Origin of the sequence: Pseudonocardia sp. (genome assembly GCF_035305885.1) — a bacterium.
Lineage (GTDB): Bacteria > Actinomycetota > Actinomycetes > Mycobacteriales > Pseudonocardiaceae > Pseudonocardia.
This window is the reverse complement of sequence record NZ_DATGOP010000112.1, coordinates 31,835-51,469: the sequence shown is the minus strand read 5'-3', so window position 1 is coordinate 51,469 and position 19,635 is coordinate 31,835. Positions and strand designations below refer to the sequence as shown.

Here is a 19,635-nt window from a genome sequence, read left to right as displayed (position 1 = left end):
ACCCTCACCAGCGTGTTCTGGCCGCTGACCCGTCGCCGCGCAGTCGACCTGTGCCGCGTCGGCAGCTGCCTGTGTCGCGTCTCCTGAGCCTTCGCGTCTAGAACGCACCCCCTTCTCAGGAGCATCCGCATGTCCGCATCACCGCACACGTCTGCCGTGCCCCGGGCCGGCAGTCGAGTCGTGCACGCCCGAAACCGCTTCACCGACATCCAGGGAGCCACCGCATGAGTCGCCAGGACGTCCTGGTCACCGCAGACTGGGCTGAGAAGAACCTCGGCACCGACGGCATCGTCTTCCTCGAGGTCGACGAGGACACCACCGCCTACGACGGCGGGCACATCCCCGGCGCCGTCAAGATCAACTGGACCACCGAGCTCCAGGACCCGGTCCGCCGCGACATCATCGACTCGGAACAGTTCGGCAAGCTCCTGTCGGAGAAGGGCGTGAGCAACGACGACACCGTCGTGCTCTACGGCGGCAACAACAACTGGTTCGCCGCCTACGCCTACTGGCAGTTCAAGCTGTACGGCCACGAGAAGGTGAAGCTGCTCGACGGCGGGCGCAAGAAGTGGGAGCTCGACGGCCGCGCGCTCACCACCGACGTGCCCGAGCGCCCCACCACCACCTACAAGGCGAAGGAGCCGGACCTGTCGATCAGGGCCTTCCGCGACGAGGTCGTCGACGCGATCGGCAAGAAGAACCTCGTCGACGTGCGCTCGCCCGACGAGTTCTCCGGCAAGATCCTCGCCCCCGCGCACCTGCCGCAGGAGCAGTCGCAGCGGCCCGGCCACGTGCCCACGGCGATCAACATCCCGTGGAGCAAGGCGGCCAACGAGGACGGCACCTTCAAGTCCGACGAGGAGCTCGCCAAGCTCTACGCGGACGAGGGCTACGACGCCGACAAGCCCACCATCGCCTACTGCCGCATCGGCGAGCGCAGCTCGCACACCTGGGTGGTGCTGCACGAGCTGCTCGGCTACCGCGACGTCAAGAACTACGACGGCAGCTGGACCGAGTACGGCTCGCTGGTCGGCGTGCCGATCGAGCTGGGCGCGCCCGCGAAGAAGGGCTCCTGATGTGCGGCGCTCCTGACCAGGCGGTCGCCCTCCCGCCGGGCACCGACCTGACGAAGGAGACCGTGCTGACCGGCCGGGTCGTCGCGGGCGGCACCCCCGTGGGCGGCGCCTACGTGCGGCTGCTCGACGGCACCGGCGAGTTCACCGCCGAGGTCGTCTCGTCCGAGGCGGGCCAGTTCCGGTTCTTCGCCGCGCCCGGCACCTGGACCGTCCGCGCGCTCTCGCGCGCGGGCACCGGCCAGGCCGAGGTGAAGGCCGAGGGGCCCGGCATCCACCGGGCCGAGATCGCCGTCGCGTAGCCCGCTCCCGGATCGCAGCGGAGCCGCTCCCCGCCCGGGGGTCGGCTCCGCTGCGACCGGGTAGGGTTCGGCCGGTGCAGTGGTTGTTCACCGGCGTACTCCTGGCCACCTGCGCCGGGATCGTGACGTTCACCGGCTTCCTGCTGCGCCGGCTGTTCACGACGGCACCCGGCGCCCCCGACGTCCCCGCGGAGCCGGAGCCGTGAGCGGCGAGGACCTGAAGGGCACCGTGCCCGGCCCGACCAACGCCGCACCCGACTCCCCGCAGCGCAACCGGCCGCGGTTCGACGACCTGCCGATCCCCGACGACACCGCGAACCTGCGCGAGGGTCCCGACCTGCACGAACAGTGCATCGGGTTGCTCCCGCTGGTCGGCGTCTGGCGCGGCACGGGCGAGGTCGTCTACCCCACCATCGACGGCCCGCAGACCTTCGGGCAGCAGATCGTCTTCTCCCACGACGGCCGCCCCTTCCTCACCTACGAGGCCAAGTCGTGGCTGCTCGGCCCGGACGGCGAGGTGCTGCGCCCCGCCGCCCGGGAGACCGGCTTCTGGCGGCCGCAGCCGGACGGCGAGCTCGAGGTGCTCATCACCCACGCCACCGGCATCACCGAGATCTTCTACGGCCGCGCCCGCAACCTCACCTCCTGGGAGATCAAGACCGACGCGGTGGCCCGCACCGCGTCGGCGAAGGAGGTCGTCGGCTCCCACCGCCTCTACGGCATCGTCGAAGGCGGTGACCTGGCCTACGTGGACGAGCGCGCGATGGTCGGCCAGCCCCTCCAGCCGCACCTCTCGGCGCGGCTGAACCGCATCGCGGGCTGACCGTCAGGCCTGCTGCTGCGCGGGCGCGTCCGCCAGCAGCTCGTCCACCTCGGCCTGCGGCATCCGCGCCAGGCGGGCCAGCTGGTCGGGGCGCAGGCCGGCCGCGGCGAGGCGGCGCAGCACGTCGCGCAGGCCCGCCCGGCCCGCGCGCACCGCGTCGGAGAGGCGGTCCAGCTCGGCGAGGCAGTCCTCCAGTTCGACGGCGGCCCCGACGGCCCGCTCCGGGTCGTCGAGCAGCACGGCGAGCAGCCGGTCCCGCGCGTCGGACGCCGGGCCCGCCCGGTGGACCGACCGGTCGTGGTCGGGGCGCGGCACGGGCACCGGCGCGTCGACGGGCCCGTGGCCCGCGCTGGGCGCGTTTCCGTTGGCGCTCGGTGTGACAGGCGCGGGCGCCTCCTCGGCCGCCTCAGATCCGGCCTCAGGGCCCGGAGCACGAAGCCCCGCAGCGGGCGGCGGCGTGATGCCGGTGCCGTCGGGGTCGGTGGTCGCGGCGGGGTCCACGTCGTCGGCGGCGGGCGGGTCGTCGGCGGCGGGCGGGTCGGCGGGCCGCGGCGCGCTGCTCTCCTCGGCCGGGCCCGTCCCCGGGGTGTGCGGTGGGGTCGGGTCTCGCGGCGGCTGGTCGGCGGCGGGCCGCGGCGCGCCTGCCCGGCTCGCGGCGGCGCGCATGGCGAACGCCTGCGCCACCGCCTCGGCGACGGTGCGCCCCGAACCCGCCTGGGGGTGACGCGGTGGCGTGGGCTCCGGCGGGACCCGGTCGTCGCCCGCGGGCGGCTCGACGCGCGCGGTGACCTCCACCGGGCGCGGCGTCGGCGCGGCCAGGGGCTGCACCACCGGCCCGGCCACCGGCCGCGGCTCGGGCGACGGCGCAGACGCCGGCGCAGGAGACGGCGCAGGAGACGGCGCAGACGGCGGCTCGGCCGCTGACGGCGCAGGGGGAACGGACGGCACGGGCGTCTGCGCGGCCGGGTCGGGCGCGGGCTCCGCAGGCGCGGGCAGGGCCGCGGCGGCCTCCGCCCGCGGGCGCGCGGTCGGGTCGTCGACGGCGCGTTCGACGGCCTGCGGCCCCGGGGTCGCCGCGGGCGGTGCGGGCACGCGCTCGTCCGGCGGGACCCGGGTGGGGCCGCTCGCCTTCCGCCTGCGCACGGCAACCACCACGAGGATCGTCGCACCGACGAGCACTGCGCCCAGGCCCAGCATGACCAGCGCAGACGCCGACAAGGGCAGCTGCATGGTTGCGCACCGTACGCCTTTTCAGCTCACGGTGCGCAACAACGATCACCCGGAGCGTGATGCCGACGCGGACCGATCCGAGCGCTCGGCGCCGCTCCCGGAGGGCGCGGAGGACTGCCGCCCCTGCTCCCCGGAGCCGCCCTGTCCGTCGCGCCGCGGCTCGTCCGGGCGCGACCCGGAGGCGGGCCGGGACGAGTTGCCCGTGGTCGCGGCGCCGTTCGCGGGCTTGTCGGTCTGCCGCGGCGGGGCCATCTCCGAGGGCGGGATGGTCGGGACGAGCGCCGTGCGGTCGCCGCCGGGGCGGTCGACCGGGCGCGCCCCGGGCTTCTGCTCGGCGCCGCCACTCTTCGCCTGATCGGATGACGCCCGGAACAGGTCACCGGACTCCTGCCCGCCGGCGGGACGGCGCTGCCCGTCACCCTGGGACGGGCTCGGCGAGCCGGCGTCCGGAGCGGACGGCCGCGCCCCGGACGCCTGCTGCTGGCCCGGGCGCGGTCCCGCCTGTTGGGCGGCCCCGTTGCCCCCGGACCCGGTGCCCCGCTGCGGGGACTGCGGCTGCTGCTGGCCGCCTGCGGGGCGCTGGGCGGAGGGCGCGTTCTGCCCCTGCTGGCCCTGGGACTGCTGGCCTTGCCCTTGACGCTGCGCCTGGCCCTGGTTCGGCGCCGGCGGGTTCGGGCGGCCCGGCGCCTGCTGACCGGCCGCGGCGCCCGGTGCGTTCGGGCGCTGGCCCGGCTGCTGCTGGTTCTGACCCTGCTGCTGGCCGCCACCCTGCTGCTTGTTCGGGCCCTGCTGGGTGTTCGGGGCGGACGCGTTCGTCCCGGCGGCCCCGGGCCCCGGGGTGCCCGGGCGGTTCGGGTTCTGCGCGGGCTGCGCGGGCCGCGCCTGCCCGGCCGAGCCGGGCTGCTGCCGCGCGCCGCCTGCCGACGGCGGCGCGGCGGGGCGGGCCGGTGATCCGGACGCGGAGCCGCCGGAGCCGGCGACGGCCGCCTTGCCCCGCGGCTGGGGCTGTTCCTGGCCCGTGGGCGGCTTCGGCGAGGCCGGGCCGGCCGGCGGGACCTGCGGTGCGGCACGCGTGAGGCCGTCGGCGGGCACCGGGCGCGCCGAGGCGTCCTTGCCGGGCTCGGCCGCGGGGCGAGCGGGCGGCTGCCCCTGCGGGTCCGCCGAGGGCCGCGGCCGCGGCGTGGGGGTGGCCTGCGGTCGGGGCGGCTGCGGGGTTCCGCCCTGCCCCTGCTGCTGCGGGGTCGGCTGCGGCTTGCCCGGGCTGGGCTTGCCGGGGCTCGGGGACGGCGGGGCGGCGGCGGGGCGGGGCTGCTGGCCCTCCTTCGCGAGGTCGATGCGACCCGTGGGCGCCGCGAGCATCCCCTCCAGCTGCCCGCGCATCCGGGTGAGCTCCTTCAGCAGGGCGTCGCGCTGGCGCTGGAGGTCGGCGATCTGCGCGCGGACCTTCTCCTCCTCGGCCCGCGCCTGGGCGCGCGCCTTGTTGCGGATCTCGGCGGCCTCCTCCTCCGCCGCCTGGAGGATGCTCTGCATGCGGTCGGTGAAGCTGCCGACCACGTCGGGGGCGTCGCCCCGCTGCTGCGGTCCACCCGGCCCCGGACGGGGCGGGACGGGCCGCGGTCCGCCCGCCGCGGGCATGCCCCCGGGCGGGGAGACCATCGGGAGCGGGTGGCTGCGGGCCATCTCGAGGTCGGCGCGCATCCGCGCCACGACGCGCTGGAGCTTGGCCACGTGCTCGTCGACCTGCTTGCGGTCGTAGCCCCGGAGGACGACGTCGAAACGGGGGGCGCCGAGCGCGCCCGGATCACTCGTCATCCGTCGTCCCTCCCGAGCGTGGTAGCCCCTCCACCCGCCGAGGGTAGGTAGGTCCAGGCTCGCAAACCTGGTCGTTCACCCTGACGGAGCATACCGAGGACACCCGATCCTCCGATATCGGAGCGATGTAACCCGCGGTCCGCCGCCCGACACGCCGCGCACCGGAGCGCCTACCATCGACGCGGTGGACACCACGTCGGGCTCCGTGGAGAGCGGTCCGGCCGCGCTCCGCCGCACCCTGCACCAGCGGGGTCTGCGGATGACGCCACAGCGGCAGCTCGTGCTGGACGCCGTGCGCGACCTCGGGCACGCCACCCCGGAGCAGATCTGCACGCAGGTCCAGCAGTCGGCGCCCGCCGTCAACATCACCACCGTGTACCGGACGCTCGACCTGCTGGAACGGATCGGCCTGGTCCGCCACACCCACCTCGGCCACGGCGCCCCGACCTACTCCGAGCAGGAGCACCAGCACGTCCACCTGGTGTGCCACACCTGCGGATCGGTCACCGAGTCGCCCACCGACCTGATGGACGGGCTGGCCCAGCGGCTGCTCGACGAATCCGACTTCGCCCTGGACGCCGCCCACGTCGCGCTGTCCGGGCAGTGCGGCGCCTGCCGCAACGCCGAGGAGAACGCGCCGTGACCGAACTGCCGGGCACCGACAACGACCAGGGCCTCCCCGCGCACCGGGGCGACCCCCTCGCGGAGCAGCGCGCGATGGCCCGGGGCGCCGCCGTCGTCGACCGGAGCAACCGCGGGGTCGTCGCGGTCACCGGGCCGGAGCGGTTGAGCTGGCTGCACCTGCTGCTCACCCAGCACGTCAGCGAGCTGCCCGCCGACACCGGCACCGAGGCGCTCGTGCTGGACGCCCACGGCCGTGTGCTGCACCACATGGTGGTGGCGCACACCGCCGACACCGTCTTCCTCGACACCGAGCCCGGCGACGTGCCGGAGCTCGTCGAGTACCTGCAGAAGATGGTGTTCTGGTCGAAGGTCGAGCCCCGCGACGCCTCCTCCGAGCTCGCGGTGCTGAGCCTCGTCGGCCCCGACACCCCCGAGGTGCTGGCGAAGGCGGGCCTCCCGGCGCCGGAGCGCCCCCACGGCGTGGCCGCGCTGCCCGACGGCGGCTTCGTCCGCCGCATGGACTGGCCCGGCCAGGACGCCGCCGACCTGATCGTGCCCCGCGACGCGCTGGCGTCGTGGTGGGAGCGGCTCACCGCCGCCGGCGCGCGCGAGGCGGGCACGCTCGCGTTCGAGGCGCTGCGGGTCGAGGCGCAGCGCCCGCGCCTGCATCTCGACACCGACGAGAAGACGATCCCCCACGAGGTCGGCTGGATCGGCTCGGCCGTGCACCTGTCGAAGGGCTGCTACCGGGGCCAGGAGACGGTGGCCCGGGTGGCCAATCTCGGCCGCCCGCCCCGCCGCCTCGTGCTGCTGCACCTCGACGCGGGCGACGAGACGCTGCCGGTCCCGGGCGACCCGGTGCTCCGCGACGGGCGGGCCGTCGGCCGCGTCGGCACGGTGGCCGTGCACCACGAGCTGGGTCCGGTGGCGCTGGCCCTGGTCAAGCGCAACGTGCCCGCCGACGCCGAGCTGACGGCGGGGGCGGACGACCGGGTGGCGCCGGTGGCGATCGACCCGTCGTCGATCCCGCCGGAGCAGGACGCGCCGCCGCCCGGCCGCGCCGCCCAGCTGCGCGGCGGCCTGCGCGGCTGACGCACCCCGACGAACCCGGCGAGTCGCGGGCTGAACGCGGGCGAGTCGCGGGCTGAGTGCGCCCGTTTCGCCAGTTCGCTCGCACGTCGTCCCAACGACTGGGATCACGTCCCGGATCGCGGTACGCGGAACCTATGGTCGACCCATGGGCTCGGGGCCTCGGTACCGGTGGGTCGTGCTGATCGTGGGCACGGCCGCGCAGGCCGCCACCGCCTACTTCCTCGGGCTCGCCGCCGTCACCCCCGCCCTGCGCGAGCACTTCGGGCTGGGCGTCGCCGGGGTCGGCGTCCTCATCGGGCTGGCCTCCGCCGGGCTGATCCCGACGCTCATGGCGTGGGGCAGCGCGGCCGACCGGTTCGGCGAGCGGTGGGTGATGGCCTCCGGGCTGCTCGGCGCCTCCGCGACGCTCGGCGTCCTCGCCCTCGTCGACGACGCGATCGCGGCCGGGGTGCTGCTGGTCGTGGCCGGGGCGTTCGGGGCCAGCGTCAACGCGGCGAGCGGGCGCGCCGTGCTCACCTGGTTCCCCGCGACCGGCCGCGGCACGGCGATGGCGATCCGCCAGACCGCCGTGCCGCTGGGAGCCGCGGTCGCGGCCGTCGCGCTCCCCGCGATCGCCGACGCGGGCGGGGTGCCCGCGGTGTTCGCGGCGCTGTCGGCCACCTGTCTCGCCGCCGGGGCGGCCGTCGCGGCGTTCATCCGCGAACCACCGGGGCGGCGCGCGGGCGGGGCACGCCCGGCCGCGCGGGCCCGCGAGGTGCTGGCCGATCGGCGGCTGCAGCGGCTGAGCCTGGCCGGCCTGCTGCTCGTCGTGCCGCAGTTCCTCGGATCGGTGTTCCTGGTGGAGGTGCTGCACGGCGCGGCGGGGTTCTCCCTCGCCGTCGCGGGAGGGCTGCTGGGCCTCACCCAGGTGCTCGGCGCCGCGGGCCGCCTGGCGAACGGCGCGTGGTCCGATCGGGTGGGCAGCAGGCTCGGCCCGCTGCGGATCGTCGCGGTGGCGGTGGCGGCGGGCTTCGCGCTCTCGGCCGTCCTGCGCCCCGGGCCCGGGGTGCTGCTCGCCGCCGCCCTCGTCCCGGCGGCGGCGCTCGCGATCAGCTGGAACGGGCTCGTGTTCACCGCGGCGGGCGAGCTGGCACCGGAGGGCAGGGCGGCCACCGCGATGGCGATGTCCAACACCGCGAACTACGCGGCGGGCGCCGCGGCCCCCGCCGTCGGCGGGCTGGTGGCCGACCTCGCCGGCTGGTCGGCGATGCTCGCGATGGGTGCTCTCGCCGCGCTCGGCGCCGTGCTCGCGCTGCGGCACCTCGTAGAATCGAGCGCGGAGGCACTGCCGGGCTGAGCCCGGCGGGTGCCGCCCGGTCGAGCGGCGGGAGGTCGGATCACCCCGTCGGAGCCAGCCCAGCGGGTGACCTCACACGCGTGCGACGTCACATCACCGGTGCCACGTCGCACTCCTGCCGGTTCGCAAGGTACGGTGAACACCAGGAGATTGATGAGATGAATGGGGCCGCCGAGACATCCGGCCGCCCCTTCCCTGTTGTAAGGGGGACCAGCCATGGGGCGCGGACGAGCCAAGGCCAAGCAGACCAAGGTGGCCCGTCAGCTCAAGTACAGCTCCCCCACCATGGACCTCGACGCTCTGCAGCGCGAGCTCGGGGGTGCGGCACCCCGCAACCGTGAGGCGGAGGACGACTACTACGCCGACCCCTACGCTCCCGCGGAGGACGACGAGGACGAGGCCCCTCAGCGGCGCTACCGCTGAGCGGGTCGCCTGCAGCCTGGTGGGGGGTTGGCGCAGGTGAGCGGGCCCATGCGGGTCAGCTGGTCAGTGTGAGCGCGAAGGAGTACCGGCTCGCGCGGTAGATGTGCGAGCCGTACTCCACCGCGCGACCGCCGGCGTCCCACGCCGTGCGCGTCATGGTCAGCACCGGGGCACCCCGCGCGTCACCCAGCAGCCGAGCCTCGGCTGCGGTCGCCGCGCGGGCTCCGACCACCTGGTCGGCCATCCGGGGCACGTAACCCGCGGCGCGCAACAGCTCGTAGAGCCCGCGCGCCTCGAGGTCGTCGCGGCGCAGCCGCAGCACGTCCAGCGGCACCGCGTTGTGCATGAGCGCGAGCGGTTCGCCGTCGGCGAACCGCAGCCGCTCGACCCACGTGACCTCGGTGCCCTCCGGCACGCCCAGCGCGTCGGCGACCTCGCCGCACGCCGGGCGGACGTCGAGGTGCCGGACCTGCGTCGTGGGCCGCTTGCCCGCCTTCACCAGATCGTCGTGGAGGCTCGACAGCTCGACGGGCCTGCGCACCTTCGGGTGCACGATCTGGGTCCCGATCCCCCGCTTGCGCACGAGCACGCCGCGTTCGACCAGGTACTGGATCGCGCGGCGCATGGTGGACCGGGAGACCCCGAGCCGCTCGGCGAGCTCCACCTCGTTCTCCAGCCGGCCGCCGACCGGCAGCTCCCCGCTCTCGATGAGCTGCTCGAGGCGGCGCGCCACCTGGAAGTAGAGGGGAACCGGGCTGGATCGGTCGAGCGCCGGGACCTGCATACGCCTCCCCCAAGGACTTTCGGCACTATGTCATGACAAAGTGTTGACAGGTTTGGCGGGTCAGAGTACACCTGAGCCGCGTGTTCCGGGTCACTTCGGACGCGGACTCGAAGGGGAGGGTGATGGCGGGGTTCGAGGTCCTCACCATGGGCCGCATCGGCGTGGACGTGTACCCGCTGCAGACCGGCGTCTCGCTGCGCGAAGTGCAGACGTTCGGCAAGTACCTCGGCGGGAGCGCCACGAACGTGGCGGTCGCCGCCGCGCGCCACGGCCGGCGCAGCGCCGTGATCAGCCGGACCGGCAAGGACCCGTTCGGCGAGTTCATCCACGACGCCCTGCGCGGCTTCGGGGTCGACGACCGCTACGTCACCCCCGTGGAGCACCTGCCGACGCCGGTGACGTTCTGCGAGATCTTCCCGCCCGACGATTTCCCGCTGTACTTCTACCGCTTCCCCAAGGCCCCCGACCTGGAGATCCACGCGGATGAGCTGGACATGGAGGCCGTCCGGGAGGCGGGCGTCTTCTGGGTGACCGGCACCGGCCTGTCCCAGGAGCCCAGCCGCGAGGCCACGCTCGCCGCCCTGCGGGAGCGGGGCAAGCGGGGCATCACCGTGTTCGACCTGGACTACCGCCCGATGTTCTGGCCGTCCCGCGAGGAGGCCCGGCGCTGGTACCAGGAGGCGCTGCCGTACGCCACGGTCGCCGTCGGCAACCTCGACGAGTGCGACACCGCGGTCGGCACCCGCGAGCCGGAGGCCGCCGCTGCTGCGCTGCACGAGGCGGGCATCGGGCTCGCGGTCGTCAAGCAGGGGCCCGCCGGGGTGCTGGCGTCGGACGGCACGACGCAGGTCGTGGTGCCGCCCGTGCCGGTCGAGGTCGTCAACGGGCTCGGAGCGGGCGACGCGTTCGGCGGCGGGCTCTGCCACGCGCTGCTGTCCGGCTGGGACCTGGAGCGCTCGATGCGGTTCTGCAACGCCGCGGGCGCGATCGTCGCGGGGCGCCTGGCCTGCGCCGACGCCATGCCCACGACCGACGAGGTCGAGGCCGTGCTGCGGGAGGAGGCAGTCCGTGCCGGCTGATCGGACGAGCACCGCCGAACGCCTGCAGGAGCTCGTCGAGCTGCGGGTGAACCACCCGGAGGCCGTCGCCGAGGCGGCCCGGCGCCGGCGCAGGCCGAGCTCGCTGCTGGGCGAGCACGGGAAGCTGATGATGATCGCCGCCGACCACCCGGCGCGCGGGGCGCTGCGCGCCGGCGACCGGCCGCTCGCCATGGCCGACCGCACCGACCTGCTCGACCGGCTCTGCCTCGCCCTGTCCCGGCCCGGCGTCAACGGCGTCCTCGGCACCCCCGACGTGCTGGAGGACCTGCTGCTGCTCGGCGCGCTCGACGGGAAGGTCGTCGTCGGGTCGATGAACCGCGGCGGCCTCGCGGGCACGGCGTTCGAGATCGACGACCGGTTCACCGCCTACGACGCCGAAGGCATCGCCTCCGCCGGGTTCGAGGGCGGCAAGATGCTGATCCGCATCGACCCGGAGGACCGCTCCACCGCCGCCACGCTCGAGTCGTGCGGGCGCGCGGTGACCGAGCTGGCCGCGCGGCACCTCATGGCGATGGTCGAGCCCTTCATCGCGCACCGCGTCGACGGGCGGGTGCGCAACGAGCTGACCACCGAGGCCATGATCCGCGCCTCGACGGTGGCCGCCGGGCTGGGCAACACGTCCGCCCACACCTGGCTCAAGGTTCCGATCGTCGACGAGATGGAGCGTGCGATGGCCGCAACGACCCTGCCCGCCCTGATCCTCGGCGGGGAGGTGACCGAGGACCAGGACGCGGCGTTCGCGAGCTGGAGCAAGGCGCTCGCCCTGCCCACCGTGAAGGGCCTGGTGATCGGCCGGTCCCTGCTCTACCCGCCCGGCGACGACGTGGCGGCCGCGGTGGACGCGGCGGTGAGCCTGCTGTGAGCGCGCAGGTCGCCTCCGGGCGGAAGGTGGGGCCCGTGGTCCGCAGGGGCGAGACCGCCGACGGCCCCTTCTCGCTCGTCATCACGCCGGAGAACGCCGGGTGGGCCTACAGCTCCTTGCGGGTGCTCGAGCTCGCCCCCGGCCAGACCCACTCGTTCGCGACCGGCGAGGACGAGATGGTCGTGCTGCCGCTCTCGGGCGGTTGCCGGGTCACCTGCGACGGCGAGTCGTTCGAGGTCACCGGTCGGCGTAGCGTCTTCACCCGGGTGAGCGACTTCGCCTACGTGCCGCGGGACGCCGAGGTCACCGTGTCGTCCGCGGGCGGCGGGCGGTTCGCGCTCCCGGCCGCCCGGGCCACGCGGCGGCTGCCCGCGCGCTACGGCCCGGCCGAGGGCGTGTCGGTCGAGCTGCGCGGCGCCGGCCAGGCGAGCCGGCAGGTCAACAACTTCTGCAACCCCGAGACCTTCGAGGCCGACAAGCTCATCGCCGTCGAGGTGCTCACCCCGGCGGCGAACTGGTCGTCGTTCCCGCCGCACAAGCACGACGAGCAGCGCGAGGGCGAGGCGCAGCTCGAGGAGGTCTACTACTTCGAGGTGGACCGCGACGGCCCCGCCTACCAGCGCGTCTACACCTCCGGCCCGGGCCGGGAGATCGACGTGTGCGCCGAGGTGCGCAGCGGCGACACCGTGCTCATCCCCTACGGCTGGCACGGCCCCTCGATGGCGACGCCGGGCTACGACCTCTACTACCTCAACGTCATGGCCGGTCCGAGCCCGGACCGGGCCTGGCTCATCTGCGACGACCCCGAGCACGCCTGGGTGCGCGGCACCTGGGAACACCAGGAGGTCGACCCACGCCTGCCGCTCACGACGACGGAGGAGAAGCAGTGAAGCTGACCGTGGCCCAGGCCGTCGTGCGGTTCCTGGCGAACCAGTACAGCGAGCGCGACGGCGTGCAGCACCGGCTCATCCCGCGCTGCTTCGGGATCTTCGGGCACGGCAACGTGGCCGGGCTCGGGCAGGCCCTGCTGGAGGCGACGCGCACCGGCATCGACCTGCCCTACCACCTCGCCCGCAACGAGCAGGGCATGGTGCACACCGCCGTCGGCTACGCGCGGATGCGCAACCGGCTGCAGACGATGGCCTGCACCGCCTCGATCGGGCCCGGCTCGACGAACATGGTCACCGGCGCGGCGCTCGCCACCACCAACCGGATCCCGGTGCTGCTGCTGCCGTCGGACGTGTTCGCCACCCGCGTCGCCAACCCGGTGCTGCAGGAGCTGGAGGACCCCCGCACCTACGACATCTCGGTCAACGACGCGTTCCGGCCGGTCTCGCGGTTCTTCGACCGGATCTGGCGGCCCGAGCAGCTGCCCTCGGCGCTGCTCGGCGCGATGCGGGTGCTCACCGACCCGGCCGAGACCGGTGCGGTGACGATCGCCCTGCCGCAGGACGTGCAGGCCGAGGCCTACGACTGGCCGGAGGAGCTGTTCGAGCCGCGGGTGTGGCACATCCCGCGCCCGGCGCCCGAGCCGGCCGCGCTGGCCAGGGCCGCCGCGCTGATCCGGTCCGCCGAGCGGCCGCTCGTGGTCGCGGGCGGGGGCGTGCACTACAGCGAGGCCACCGACGCCCTGCGCCGGTTCGCCGAGGCCACCGGCATCCCGGTGGCCGACACCCAGGCGGGCAAGGGCGCGCTGCTGTGGGACCACCCCCAGGCGGTGGGCGGCGTGGGCGCCACCGGCTCACCGGTCGCGAACAAGCTGGCCAGGGAGGCCGACGTCGTGATCGGCGTCGGCACCCGCTACAGCGACTTCACCACCGCGTCGCGCACCGCGTTCCAGCACCCGGACGTGCGGTTCGTGAACCTGAACGTGGCGGCGTTCGACGCGGCGAAGCACGCCGGCGAGATGCTCGTCGCCGACGCCCGCGCTGGGCTCGAGGCGCTCACCGAGGCGCTCGCCGGCTACCGGTGCGCCTCGACCTGGGACACCGGCGAGTGGAACCGCAGGGTGGACGAGGCCTTCCACCTGGGCCACCAGCCGCTCCCGGCGCAGTCCGAAGTCCTCGGCGCCCTCAACGAGGAGATGGCCCCCACGGACGTGGTCGTGCAGGCGGCCGGGTCGATGCCCGGCGACCTGCAGCGGCTGTGGCGCGCCAAGGACGCCAAGCAGTACCACGTGGAGTACGCCTACTCCTGCATGGGCTACGAGATCGCCGGCGCGGTCGGGGTCAAGATGGCCGCCCCCGACCGCGAGGTGTTCGCCCTGGTCGGCGACGGCTCGTACCTGATGATGGCGAGCGAGCTCGTCACCGCGGTGGCCGAAGGGATCAAGATCAACATCGTCATCGTGCAGAACCACGGGTTCGCATCCATCGGCTCGCTGTCGGAGTCGGTGGGCTCCCAGCGGTTCGGCACGTCCTACCGCTACCGCAACCCGGAGTCCGGCCTGCTCGACGGGCCGACGCTGCCGGTCGACCTCGCGGCCAACGCCGAGAGCCTCGGGGCCGACGTGATCCGGGTCCGGACGATCGAGGAGTTCCGCGAGGCCATCGCGCGCTCCCGCGCGTCGGACCGCACCACCGCGATCCACATCGAGACCGACCCGCTCGCACCCGCCCCGGACTCCGACAGCTGGTGGGACGTGCCGGTCGCCGAGGTCGCGCAGCTCGACACCACCACGGCCGCCCGCAAGACCTACGAGGCGCACAAGGTCGACCAGCGCCCGCTGATCGGAGGCAACCGGCAATGAGGACCGTCACCCACTGGATCGGTGGCAAGCCCACCACCGGCGAGTCCACCCGGACGGGCCCGGTCTGGAACCCGGCCACCGGCGAACAGCAGGCCGAGGTGCTGCTGGCGAGCCCCGCCGACGTCGACGCCGCGGTGCAGGCGGCCGCGGCGGCGTTCCCGTCCTGGTCGCAGTCGTCGCTGTCCCAGCGGACGAAGATCCTGTTCAAGTTCCGCGAGCTGGTCGCCGCCCGCACCCAGGAGCTCGCCGAGATCATCTCCGACGAGCACGGCAAGGTGGTCTCGGACGCCCGCGGCGAGGTGCAGCGCGGCCTCGAGGTGGTCGAGTACGCCTGCGGCATCCCGACCCTGCTCAAGGGCGAGTACTCCGACCAGGTCTCCACCGGCGTCGACCTGTTCTCGTTCCGCAACCCGCTGGGCGTCTGCGCCGGCATCACGCCGTTCAACTTCCCGGCGATGGTGCCGATGTGGATGCACCCGGTCGCGATCGCGTGCGGCAACACGTTCGTGCTCAAGCCGAGCGAGCGCGACCCGAGCGCCTCCCAGCTGGTGGCCGAGCTGTGGGCGGAGGCGGGCCTGCCCGACGGCGTGTTCAACGTCGTGCACGGCGACAAGGAGGCCGTCGACGCGCTGCTCGACCACCCGGGCGTCGCGGCGATCTCGTTCGTCGGCTCCACCCCGATCGCGCAATACATCCACCAGCGGGCCTCGGCGAACCGCAAGCGCGTGCAAGCGCTGGGCGGGGCGAAGAACCACGCCGTCGTGCTGCCCGACGCCGGGCTCGACTACGCCTCCGACCACCTGGTCGCGGCGGCGTTCGGGTCCGCGGGCGAGCGCTGCATGGCGATCTCCGCCGCCGTGGCGGTCGGCTCGGCGGCCGACGAGCTCGTCGCCGCCGTCAGCGAGAAGGCGCGCGCGGTCAAGGTGGGACCGGGCCGGGACCCGGAGAGCGAAATGGGCCCGGTCGTCACCGCCGCCGCGAAGGAGCGGATCGTCGGGCTGATCGGCAGCGGTGCCGAGCAGGGAGCCGAGCTCGCCGTGGACGGACGCGGCTACACCGTGCCCGGCTACGAGAACGGCTTCTTCGTCGGCCCGACCGTCATCGACAAGGTGCGGCCCGAGATGGACGTGTACCGGGAGGAGGTCTTCGGCCCGGTGCTCTCGGTGCTGCGGGCCGACACCGTGGACGCGGCCATCGAGCTGGTCAACTCGAACCCGTACGGCAACGGCACCGCGATCTTCACCTCGTCCGGCGAGGCGGCGCGGCGGTTCCAGCGCGGCGTCAACGTCGGGATGATCGGCATCAACGTCCCGATCCCGGTGCCGATGGCCTACTACTCCTTCGGCGGGTGGAAGGACTCGCTGTTCGGCGAGCACCACATCCACGGCCCGGAAGGCGTGCAGTTCTACACGCGGGCCAAGGTCGTGACCTCCCGCTGGCCGCACGTGGAGCACCCCATCGACGCGAGCTACCACTTCCCGACGGCGACGTGACCATGGCGAACCTCGACCGACTCACGCTGGCGACCGCCCCCGACTCGTGGGGCGTGTGGTTCCCGTCCGATCCCAAGCAGGTCAGCTGGAAGCAGTACCTGGACGAGATCGCGCAGGCGGGCTACCTGTGGACCGAGCTCGGTCCGTCGGGCTTCCTCCCGCAGGACCCGGCCCGGCTGCGCGACGAGCTGGACGCCCGCGGCCTGCGGGTCTGCGGCGGCACGATCTTCGCGGGCCTGCACCGCGGGTCGGAGGCCCTCGACGAGGCGATCGAGAAGTGCAGCAAGGAGTCCCGGCTGCTCACCGCGCTCGGCGCCCGCCACCTGGTGCTGCTGCCCGAGCAGTACACCGACATGCACAGCGGTGCGGCGCTGCAGCCCGGTGAGCTGGACGCCGAGCAGTGGAAGAACCTCGTCACCGGCTACGACCGCCTCGGCAAGTACCTCGCCGAGGAGTTCGGCGTCGAGCTGGTCTTCCACCCGCACGCCGACACCCACGTCGACACGCAGGACCGGGTGGAGCGCTTCCTCACCGACACCGACCCGCAGTACGTGAACCTGTGCCTGGACACCGGGCACATCTCCTACTGCTTCGGCGACAACCTCGCCATCATCGAGAAGTTCGGGGAACGGATCCGCTACGTCCACCTCAAGCAGGTCGACCCGGCGGTCCGGGAGCGGGTCCGCGCCGAGAAGCTCTCGATGGCCGAGGCGGTTCCGCTCGGGGTGATGGTCGAGCCGCCCTACGGCGAGCCCGACATGCCGCCGCTGCTCGACGCGCTGGCCCGGTTGGACACCGACCTGTTCACGGTGGTCGAGCAGGACCTCTACCCGGTCGAGCCGCACATCCCGCTGCCGATCGGGGCTCGCACCGCGGGCTACTTCCGGGCCTGTGGACTCGGCCCGGTCCGCAGGTGGCCCTACTGACCCATCCCCAGCCGCCGCCTCGGCAGGCTGTGCACTGGAAGGAAGAACTCAAAGATGAGTACCAGGAAGACGATGCGCTCCTTGGCGGTGGCCGCGGCACTCGGCCTCGCGCTCGCGGCGTGCAGCAGCCAGGGTGGCGCCCGACAGGAGCAGGGTGGTGGGGACGCTCCCGCCGGCAACGTCGGCGGGGAGCAGTACACGATCGCGATGATCACCCACGAACAGCCCGGCGACACGTTCTGGGACCGGATCCGCGCCGGCGCCGAGGACGCGGCCCGCGCCCTCAACGTCGATCTGCGCTACTCCAACGGCGCGCAGGCGCCCGAGCAGGCGACGCTGGTGCAGAACGCGATCGACAGCCAGGTCGACGGCATCGCCGTCACGCTGGCCCAGCTGGAGCAGGTCGGCCCGGCGGCCAAGGCGGCCGCCGACCGGGGCATCCCGGTCGTGGCGTTCAACGCCGGCCTGGAGGACTACGAGCGTTTCGGCGCGAAGATGTACTTCGGCTCCGACGAGATCGTCGCGGGCCGCGCCGCGGGCGAGCGGCTGGCCCAGGACGGTGCGCAGAAGGTCATCTGCGTGGTCCAGGAGCAGGGCCACGTCGCGCTCGAGGCGCGCTGCGCCGGTGTCCGGGAGAGCTTCCCGAACACCGAGAACCTCTACGTCCAGGGCACCGACCTGCCGTCGGTGCGCTCGACGATCGGCGCGAGGCTGCGGGAGGACCCGTCGATCACGCACGTGATCGCGCTGGGTGCCCCGTTCGCCCTCACCGCGCTCGAGGCCGTGTCCGACGCGGGCAGCCAGGCGAAGGTCGCGACGTTCGACCTCAACGTCGACGCCGCGCAGGCCATCCAGGAGGGCCGGATCATGTTCGCCGTCGACCAGCAGCCGTACGTCCAGGGCTACATGGCCGTGACGTCGCTCTGGCTGAACCTGAGCAACGGCAACGACATCGGCGGGGGCGGCCCGGTGCTCACCGGCCCGTCGTTCGTCGACTCCACCAACATCGACCAGATCCTGACCTACGCGCAGAACAACAAGCGCTAGTCCCTCCCAGGGGGAGCCGGGCCGCCGGCTCCCCCTGGCTCCACCCGACCCTCCCTGGAGCCGGCCATGAGTACACCCGTGGCAACCCAGCCGTCCCCTCCGACGCCGACCGCTGAGGTCGAGCGCCCCAAGAAGCCGCTGCTGTCCAGGCTGCTCACCCGGCCGGAGGTCGGGTCGCTCGCGGCCGCCATCGCGATCTTCATCTTCTTCTTCGCGATCGCCGAGCCGTTCCGCACGCTGCCGGCGCTGTCGACCGTGCTGTACGCGAGCTCGTCGATCGGCATCGTCGCCGTCGGCGTGTCCCTGCTGATGATCGGCGGCGAGTTCGACCTGTCGGCCGGCGTCTCGGTCGTGACCGCGGCGCTGACCGCGTCGATGTTCAGCTACCAGCTCACCGCGAACCTGTGGGTCGGGGTGGTCGTGAGCCTGATCCTGATGCTCGCGATCGGGTTCTTCAACGGTTACCTGGTGGTGAAGACCGGCATCCCGTCGTTCCTGATCACGCTGAGCACGTTCTTCATGCTCAGCGGCATCAACCTCGGCGTCACGAAGCTGATCACCGGCACGGTCGCCACCCAGAACGTCGCCGACATGGACGGGTTCGCATCCGCCCGGGCGATCTTCGCGTCGGAGTTCGCCCTCGGCGGGGTGACCATCCGGGTCACGGTGCTCTGGTGGTTCTTCTTCGTGGCGCTCGCCACCTGGATCCTGCTGCGGACGCGCCTCGGCAACTGGATCTTCGCGGTCGGTGGGAACGCGGCCAGCGCCCGCGCGGTCGGCGTGCCCGTGGACAAGGTCAAGATCGGCCTGTTCATGGGCGTGGCCTTGATGTGCTGGTTCTACGGGATGCACATCCTGTTCGCGTTCAACACCGTGCAGTCCGGCCAGGGCGTCGGCAACGAGTTCCTCTACATCATCGCCGCGGTGGTGGGCGGCTGCCTGCTCACCGGCGGGTACGGCTCGGCGATCGGCGCAGCGGTCGGCGCGTTCATCTTCGGCATGACCACCCAGGGCATCGTGTTCGCCGGTTGGGACCCCAACTGGTTCAAGTTCTTCCTCGGCGCGATGCTCCTGCTCGCGGTGATGCTCAACCTCTACGTCAAGAACTACGCCACGAACCGGAGGAGCTGAGCGCCGTGACCGACACGATCGTGGAGCACGCGGACCGGAGCCTGAAGGTCGGCACGCCGCTGGTGGAGATGGAGGGCGTCGGCAAGTCCTACGGCGCGATCCGGGCCCTCGAGGACATCAACCTCACGGTGAACGCGGGCGAGGTCACCTGCGTCCTGGGTGACAACGGCGCCGGCAAGTCCACCCTCATCAAGATCATCTCCGGCCTGCACCCGCACACCGAGGGCGTGCTCAAGGTGGACGGGAAGGAGGTCCACTTCAGCTCGCCGCGGGAGGCGCTCGACCACGGCATCGCCACCGTGTACCAGGACCTCGCCGTCGTCGGGCTGATGGAGGTCTGGCGCAACTTCTTCCTCGGCTCGGAGATCCGCAAGGGCAACTACCCGCTCGCCCCGCTGGACGTGAAGGCCATGCGGGAGATCGCCGACGCCGAGCTGCGCAAGATGGGCATCGTCGTCAAGGACATCAACCAGCCCATCGGCACGCTGTCCGGCGGCCAGCGCCAGTGCGTCGCGATCGCGCGGGCGGTCTACTTCGGCGCGCGGGTGCTGATCCTCGACGAGCCGACCGCCGCGCTGGGCGTCAAGCAGTCGGGCGTGGTGCTCAAGTACACCGCCGCCGCCCGCGACGCAGGGCTGGGCGTCGTGTTCATCACCCACAACCCGCACCACGCGTTCCTGGTCGGCGACCACTTCATCATCCTCAAGCTCGGCCGGCGCGTGCTGGACAAGAAGCGCGACGAGGTGACCCTCGAGGAGCTCACGGCCGAGATGGCGGGCGGCCAGGAGCTCGCCGAGCTCTCCCACGAACTCAAGCGGTAGAGGAGTA

21 protein-coding genes are annotated in these 19,635 nt (G+C 73.4%); 18 read left to right on the top strand and 3 right to left on the bottom strand.

Going from position 1 to position 19,635, the window contains the following annotated elements; all coding sequences use genetic code 11:
• Nucleotides 1-12: 12 nt before the first annotated feature.
• The 5 genes from VKZ81_RS35215 (at nt 13) to VKZ81_RS23885 (ending at nt 2,198) form a co-directional block, all read left to right on the top strand.
• Entirely contained in the window at nt 13-87 is a 75-nt protein-coding gene (locus tag VKZ81_RS35215; protein ID WP_414709458.1) for a putative leader peptide, read from the top strand.
• 137 nt (nt 88-224) lie between these two features.
• On the top strand, nt 225-1,076 hold the full coding sequence (locus VKZ81_RS23900; protein ID WP_324243896.1) for a sulfurtransferase: 852 nt from the start codon (nt 225-227) through the stop codon (nt 1,074-1,076).
• On the top strand, nt 1,076-1,375 hold the full coding sequence (locus VKZ81_RS23895) for a DUF1416 domain-containing protein (protein WP_324243895.1): 300 nt from the start codon (nt 1,076-1,078) through the stop codon (nt 1,373-1,375). Before VKZ81_RS23900 ends, VKZ81_RS23895 begins: the two co-directional genes overlap by 1 nt.
• Before the next feature lie 74 nt (nt 1,376-1,449).
• On the top strand, nt 1,450-1,581 hold the full coding sequence (locus tag VKZ81_RS23890) for a hypothetical protein (protein WP_324243894.1): 132 nt from the start codon (nt 1,450-1,452) through the stop codon (nt 1,579-1,581).
• An 11-nt stretch (nt 1,582-1,592) separates the two neighbouring features.
• Nucleotides 1,593-2,198 (top strand): heme-binding beta-barrel domain-containing protein, encoded by a 606-nt coding sequence (locus tag VKZ81_RS23885; protein ID WP_414709457.1) that lies wholly within the window; start codon nt 1,593-1,595, stop codon nt 2,196-2,198.
• Between the two features lie 3 nt (nt 2,199-2,201).
• Here the strand turns inward: VKZ81_RS23885 and VKZ81_RS23880 are convergent, their stop codons facing one another.
• A complete protein-coding gene (locus tag VKZ81_RS23880) occupies nt 2,202-3,428 on the bottom strand; it encodes a hypothetical protein (RefSeq protein WP_324243893.1) in 1,227 nt (408 codons plus the stop codon).
• A 45-nt stretch (nt 3,429-3,473) separates the two neighbouring features.
• Nucleotides 3,474-5,240 carry a DivIVA domain-containing protein gene (locus VKZ81_RS23875; RefSeq protein ID WP_324243892.1) on the bottom strand — a complete coding sequence of 589 codons (1,767 nt, stop codon included), beginning with the start codon at nt 5,238-5,240 and terminating at the stop codon, nt 3,474-3,476.
• 259 nt (nt 5,241-5,499) lie between these two features.
• On the opposite strand from VKZ81_RS23875, the gene VKZ81_RS23870 reads away from it, so the two are divergent.
• The 4 genes from VKZ81_RS23870 to VKZ81_RS23855 all read left to right on the top strand — a co-directional run bounded on the left by VKZ81_RS23870 (nt 5,500) and on the right by VKZ81_RS23855 (nt 8,715).
• On the top strand, nt 5,500-5,883 hold the full coding sequence (locus tag VKZ81_RS23870; protein WP_324243914.1) for a Fur family transcriptional regulator: 384 nt from the start codon (nt 5,500-5,502) through the stop codon (nt 5,881-5,883).
• Nucleotides 5,880-6,956: a CAF17-like 4Fe-4S cluster assembly/insertion protein YgfZ gene (gene ygfZ / locus VKZ81_RS23865; RefSeq protein ID WP_324243891.1), complete on the top strand. Its 1,077-nt coding sequence runs from the start codon at nt 5,880-5,882 to the stop codon at nt 6,954-6,956. Before VKZ81_RS23870 ends, ygfZ begins: the two co-directional genes overlap by 4 nt.
• 145 nt (nt 6,957-7,101) lie before the next feature.
• Nucleotides 7,102-8,292: an MFS transporter gene (locus VKZ81_RS23860; RefSeq protein WP_324243890.1), complete on the top strand. Its 1,191-nt coding sequence runs from the start codon at nt 7,102-7,104 to the stop codon at nt 8,290-8,292.
• A 216-nt stretch (nt 8,293-8,508) separates the two neighbouring features.
• The gene (locus tag VKZ81_RS23855) at nt 8,509-8,715 is read left to right on the top strand and encodes a DUF3073 domain-containing protein (protein ID WP_324243889.1); all 207 of its coding nucleotides are present in this window, start codon (nt 8,509-8,511) and stop codon (nt 8,713-8,715) included.
• A 55-nt stretch (nt 8,716-8,770) separates the two neighbouring features.
• On the opposite strand, the gene VKZ81_RS23850 is transcribed toward VKZ81_RS23855, so the two are convergent.
• Nucleotides 8,771-9,499, bottom strand: a complete 729-nt coding sequence (locus VKZ81_RS23850) for a GntR family transcriptional regulator (RefSeq protein WP_324243888.1) — start codon at nt 9,497-9,499, stop codon at nt 8,771-8,773.
• Nucleotides 9,500-9,621: 122 nt separating this feature from the next.
• On the opposite strand from VKZ81_RS23850, the gene iolC reads away from it, so the two are divergent.
• From iolC to VKZ81_RS23805, 9 genes are all read left to right on the top strand, one after another.
• Nucleotides 9,622-10,578 (top strand): 5-dehydro-2-deoxygluconokinase, encoded by a 957-nt coding sequence (iolC, locus tag VKZ81_RS23845; protein WP_414709455.1) that lies wholly within the window; start codon nt 9,622-9,624, stop codon nt 10,576-10,578.
• On the top strand, nt 10,568-11,461 hold the full coding sequence (locus tag VKZ81_RS23840; RefSeq protein ID WP_324243887.1) for a Cgl0159 family (beta/alpha)8-fold protein: 894 nt from the start codon (nt 10,568-10,570) through the stop codon (nt 11,459-11,461). The genes iolC and VKZ81_RS23840 overlap by 11 nt, the downstream gene beginning before the upstream one ends.
• 35 nt (nt 11,462-11,496) lie before the next feature.
• Nucleotides 11,497-12,351 carry a 5-deoxy-glucuronate isomerase gene (gene iolB / locus VKZ81_RS23835; RefSeq protein WP_414709454.1) on the top strand — a complete coding sequence of 285 codons (855 nt, stop codon included), beginning with the start codon at nt 11,497-11,499 and terminating at the stop codon, nt 12,349-12,351.
• Entirely contained in the window at nt 12,348-14,210 is a 1,863-nt protein-coding gene (gene iolD, locus VKZ81_RS23830) for a 3D-(3,5/4)-trihydroxycyclohexane-1,2-dione acylhydrolase (decyclizing) (protein WP_324243886.1), read from the top strand. The genes iolB and iolD overlap by 4 nt, the downstream gene beginning before the upstream one ends.
• Nucleotides 14,207-15,703, top strand: coding sequence for a CoA-acylating methylmalonate-semialdehyde dehydrogenase (locus tag VKZ81_RS23825; RefSeq protein ID WP_324243885.1), 1,497 nt, complete (start codon nt 14,207-14,209; stop codon nt 15,701-15,703). Before iolD ends, VKZ81_RS23825 begins: the two co-directional genes overlap by 4 nt.
• 2 nt (nt 15,704-15,705) lie before the next feature.
• Complete coding sequence (locus VKZ81_RS23820; protein WP_324243884.1) at nt 15,706-16,629, top strand: TIM barrel protein; 924 nt, start codon at nt 15,706-15,708, stop codon at nt 16,627-16,629.
• 54 nt (nt 16,630-16,683) lie between these two features.
• Nucleotides 16,684-17,676 (top strand): substrate-binding domain-containing protein, encoded by a 993-nt coding sequence (locus VKZ81_RS23815; RefSeq protein ID WP_324243883.1) that lies wholly within the window; start codon nt 16,684-16,686, stop codon nt 17,674-17,676.
• 66 nt (nt 17,677-17,742) lie between these two features.
• Entirely contained in the window at nt 17,743-18,807 is a 1,065-nt protein-coding gene (locus VKZ81_RS23810; RefSeq protein WP_324243882.1) for an ABC transporter permease, read from the top strand.
• Between the two features lie 68 nt (nt 18,808-18,875).
• Nucleotides 18,876-19,628: an ATP-binding cassette domain-containing protein gene (locus VKZ81_RS23805; protein WP_324243911.1), complete on the top strand. Its 753-nt coding sequence runs from the start codon at nt 18,876-18,878 to the stop codon at nt 19,626-19,628.
• Nucleotides 19,629-19,635 lie beyond the last annotated feature (7 nt).

Coding starts and splice junctions, on each gene's coding strand:
- VKZ81_RS23900 (WP_324243896.1), top strand. CDS start 225: ATGAGTCGCCAGGACGTCCTGGTCACCGCAGACTGGGCTGAGAAGAAC.
- VKZ81_RS23895 (WP_324243895.1), top strand. CDS start 1,076: ATGTGCGGCGCTCCTGACCAGGCGGTCGCCCTCCCGCCGGGCACCGAC.
- VKZ81_RS23880 (WP_324243893.1), bottom strand. CDS start 3,428: ATGCAGCTGCCCTTGTCGGCGTCTGCGCTGGTCATGCTGGGCCTGGGC.
- VKZ81_RS23875 (WP_324243892.1), bottom strand. CDS start 5,240: ATGACGAGTGATCCGGGCGCGCTCGGCGCCCCCCGTTTCGACGTCGTC.
- VKZ81_RS23870 (WP_324243914.1), top strand. CDS start 5,500: ATGACGCCACAGCGGCAGCTCGTGCTGGACGCCGTGCGCGACCTCGGG.
- VKZ81_RS23860 (WP_324243890.1), top strand. CDS start 7,102: ATGGGCTCGGGGCCTCGGTACCGGTGGGTCGTGCTGATCGTGGGCACG.
- VKZ81_RS23855 (WP_324243889.1), top strand. CDS start 8,509: ATGGGGCGCGGACGAGCCAAGGCCAAGCAGACCAAGGTGGCCCGTCAG.
- VKZ81_RS23850 (WP_324243888.1), bottom strand. CDS start 9,499: ATGCAGGTCCCGGCGCTCGACCGATCCAGCCCGGTTCCCCTCTACTTC.
- iolC (WP_414709455.1), top strand. CDS start 9,622: ATGGCGGGGTTCGAGGTCCTCACCATGGGCCGCATCGGCGTGGACGTG.
- VKZ81_RS23825 (WP_324243885.1), top strand. CDS start 14,207: ATGAGGACCGTCACCCACTGGATCGGTGGCAAGCCCACCACCGGCGAG.
- VKZ81_RS23820 (WP_324243884.1), top strand. CDS start 15,706: ATGGCGAACCTCGACCGACTCACGCTGGCGACCGCCCCCGACTCGTGG.
- VKZ81_RS23815 (WP_324243883.1), top strand. CDS start 16,684: ATGAGTACCAGGAAGACGATGCGCTCCTTGGCGGTGGCCGCGGCACTC.
- VKZ81_RS23810 (WP_324243882.1), top strand. CDS start 17,743: ATGAGTACACCCGTGGCAACCCAGCCGTCCCCTCCGACGCCGACCGCT.
- VKZ81_RS23805 (WP_324243911.1), top strand. CDS start 18,876: ATGGAGGGCGTCGGCAAGTCCTACGGCGCGATCCGGGCCCTCGAGGAC.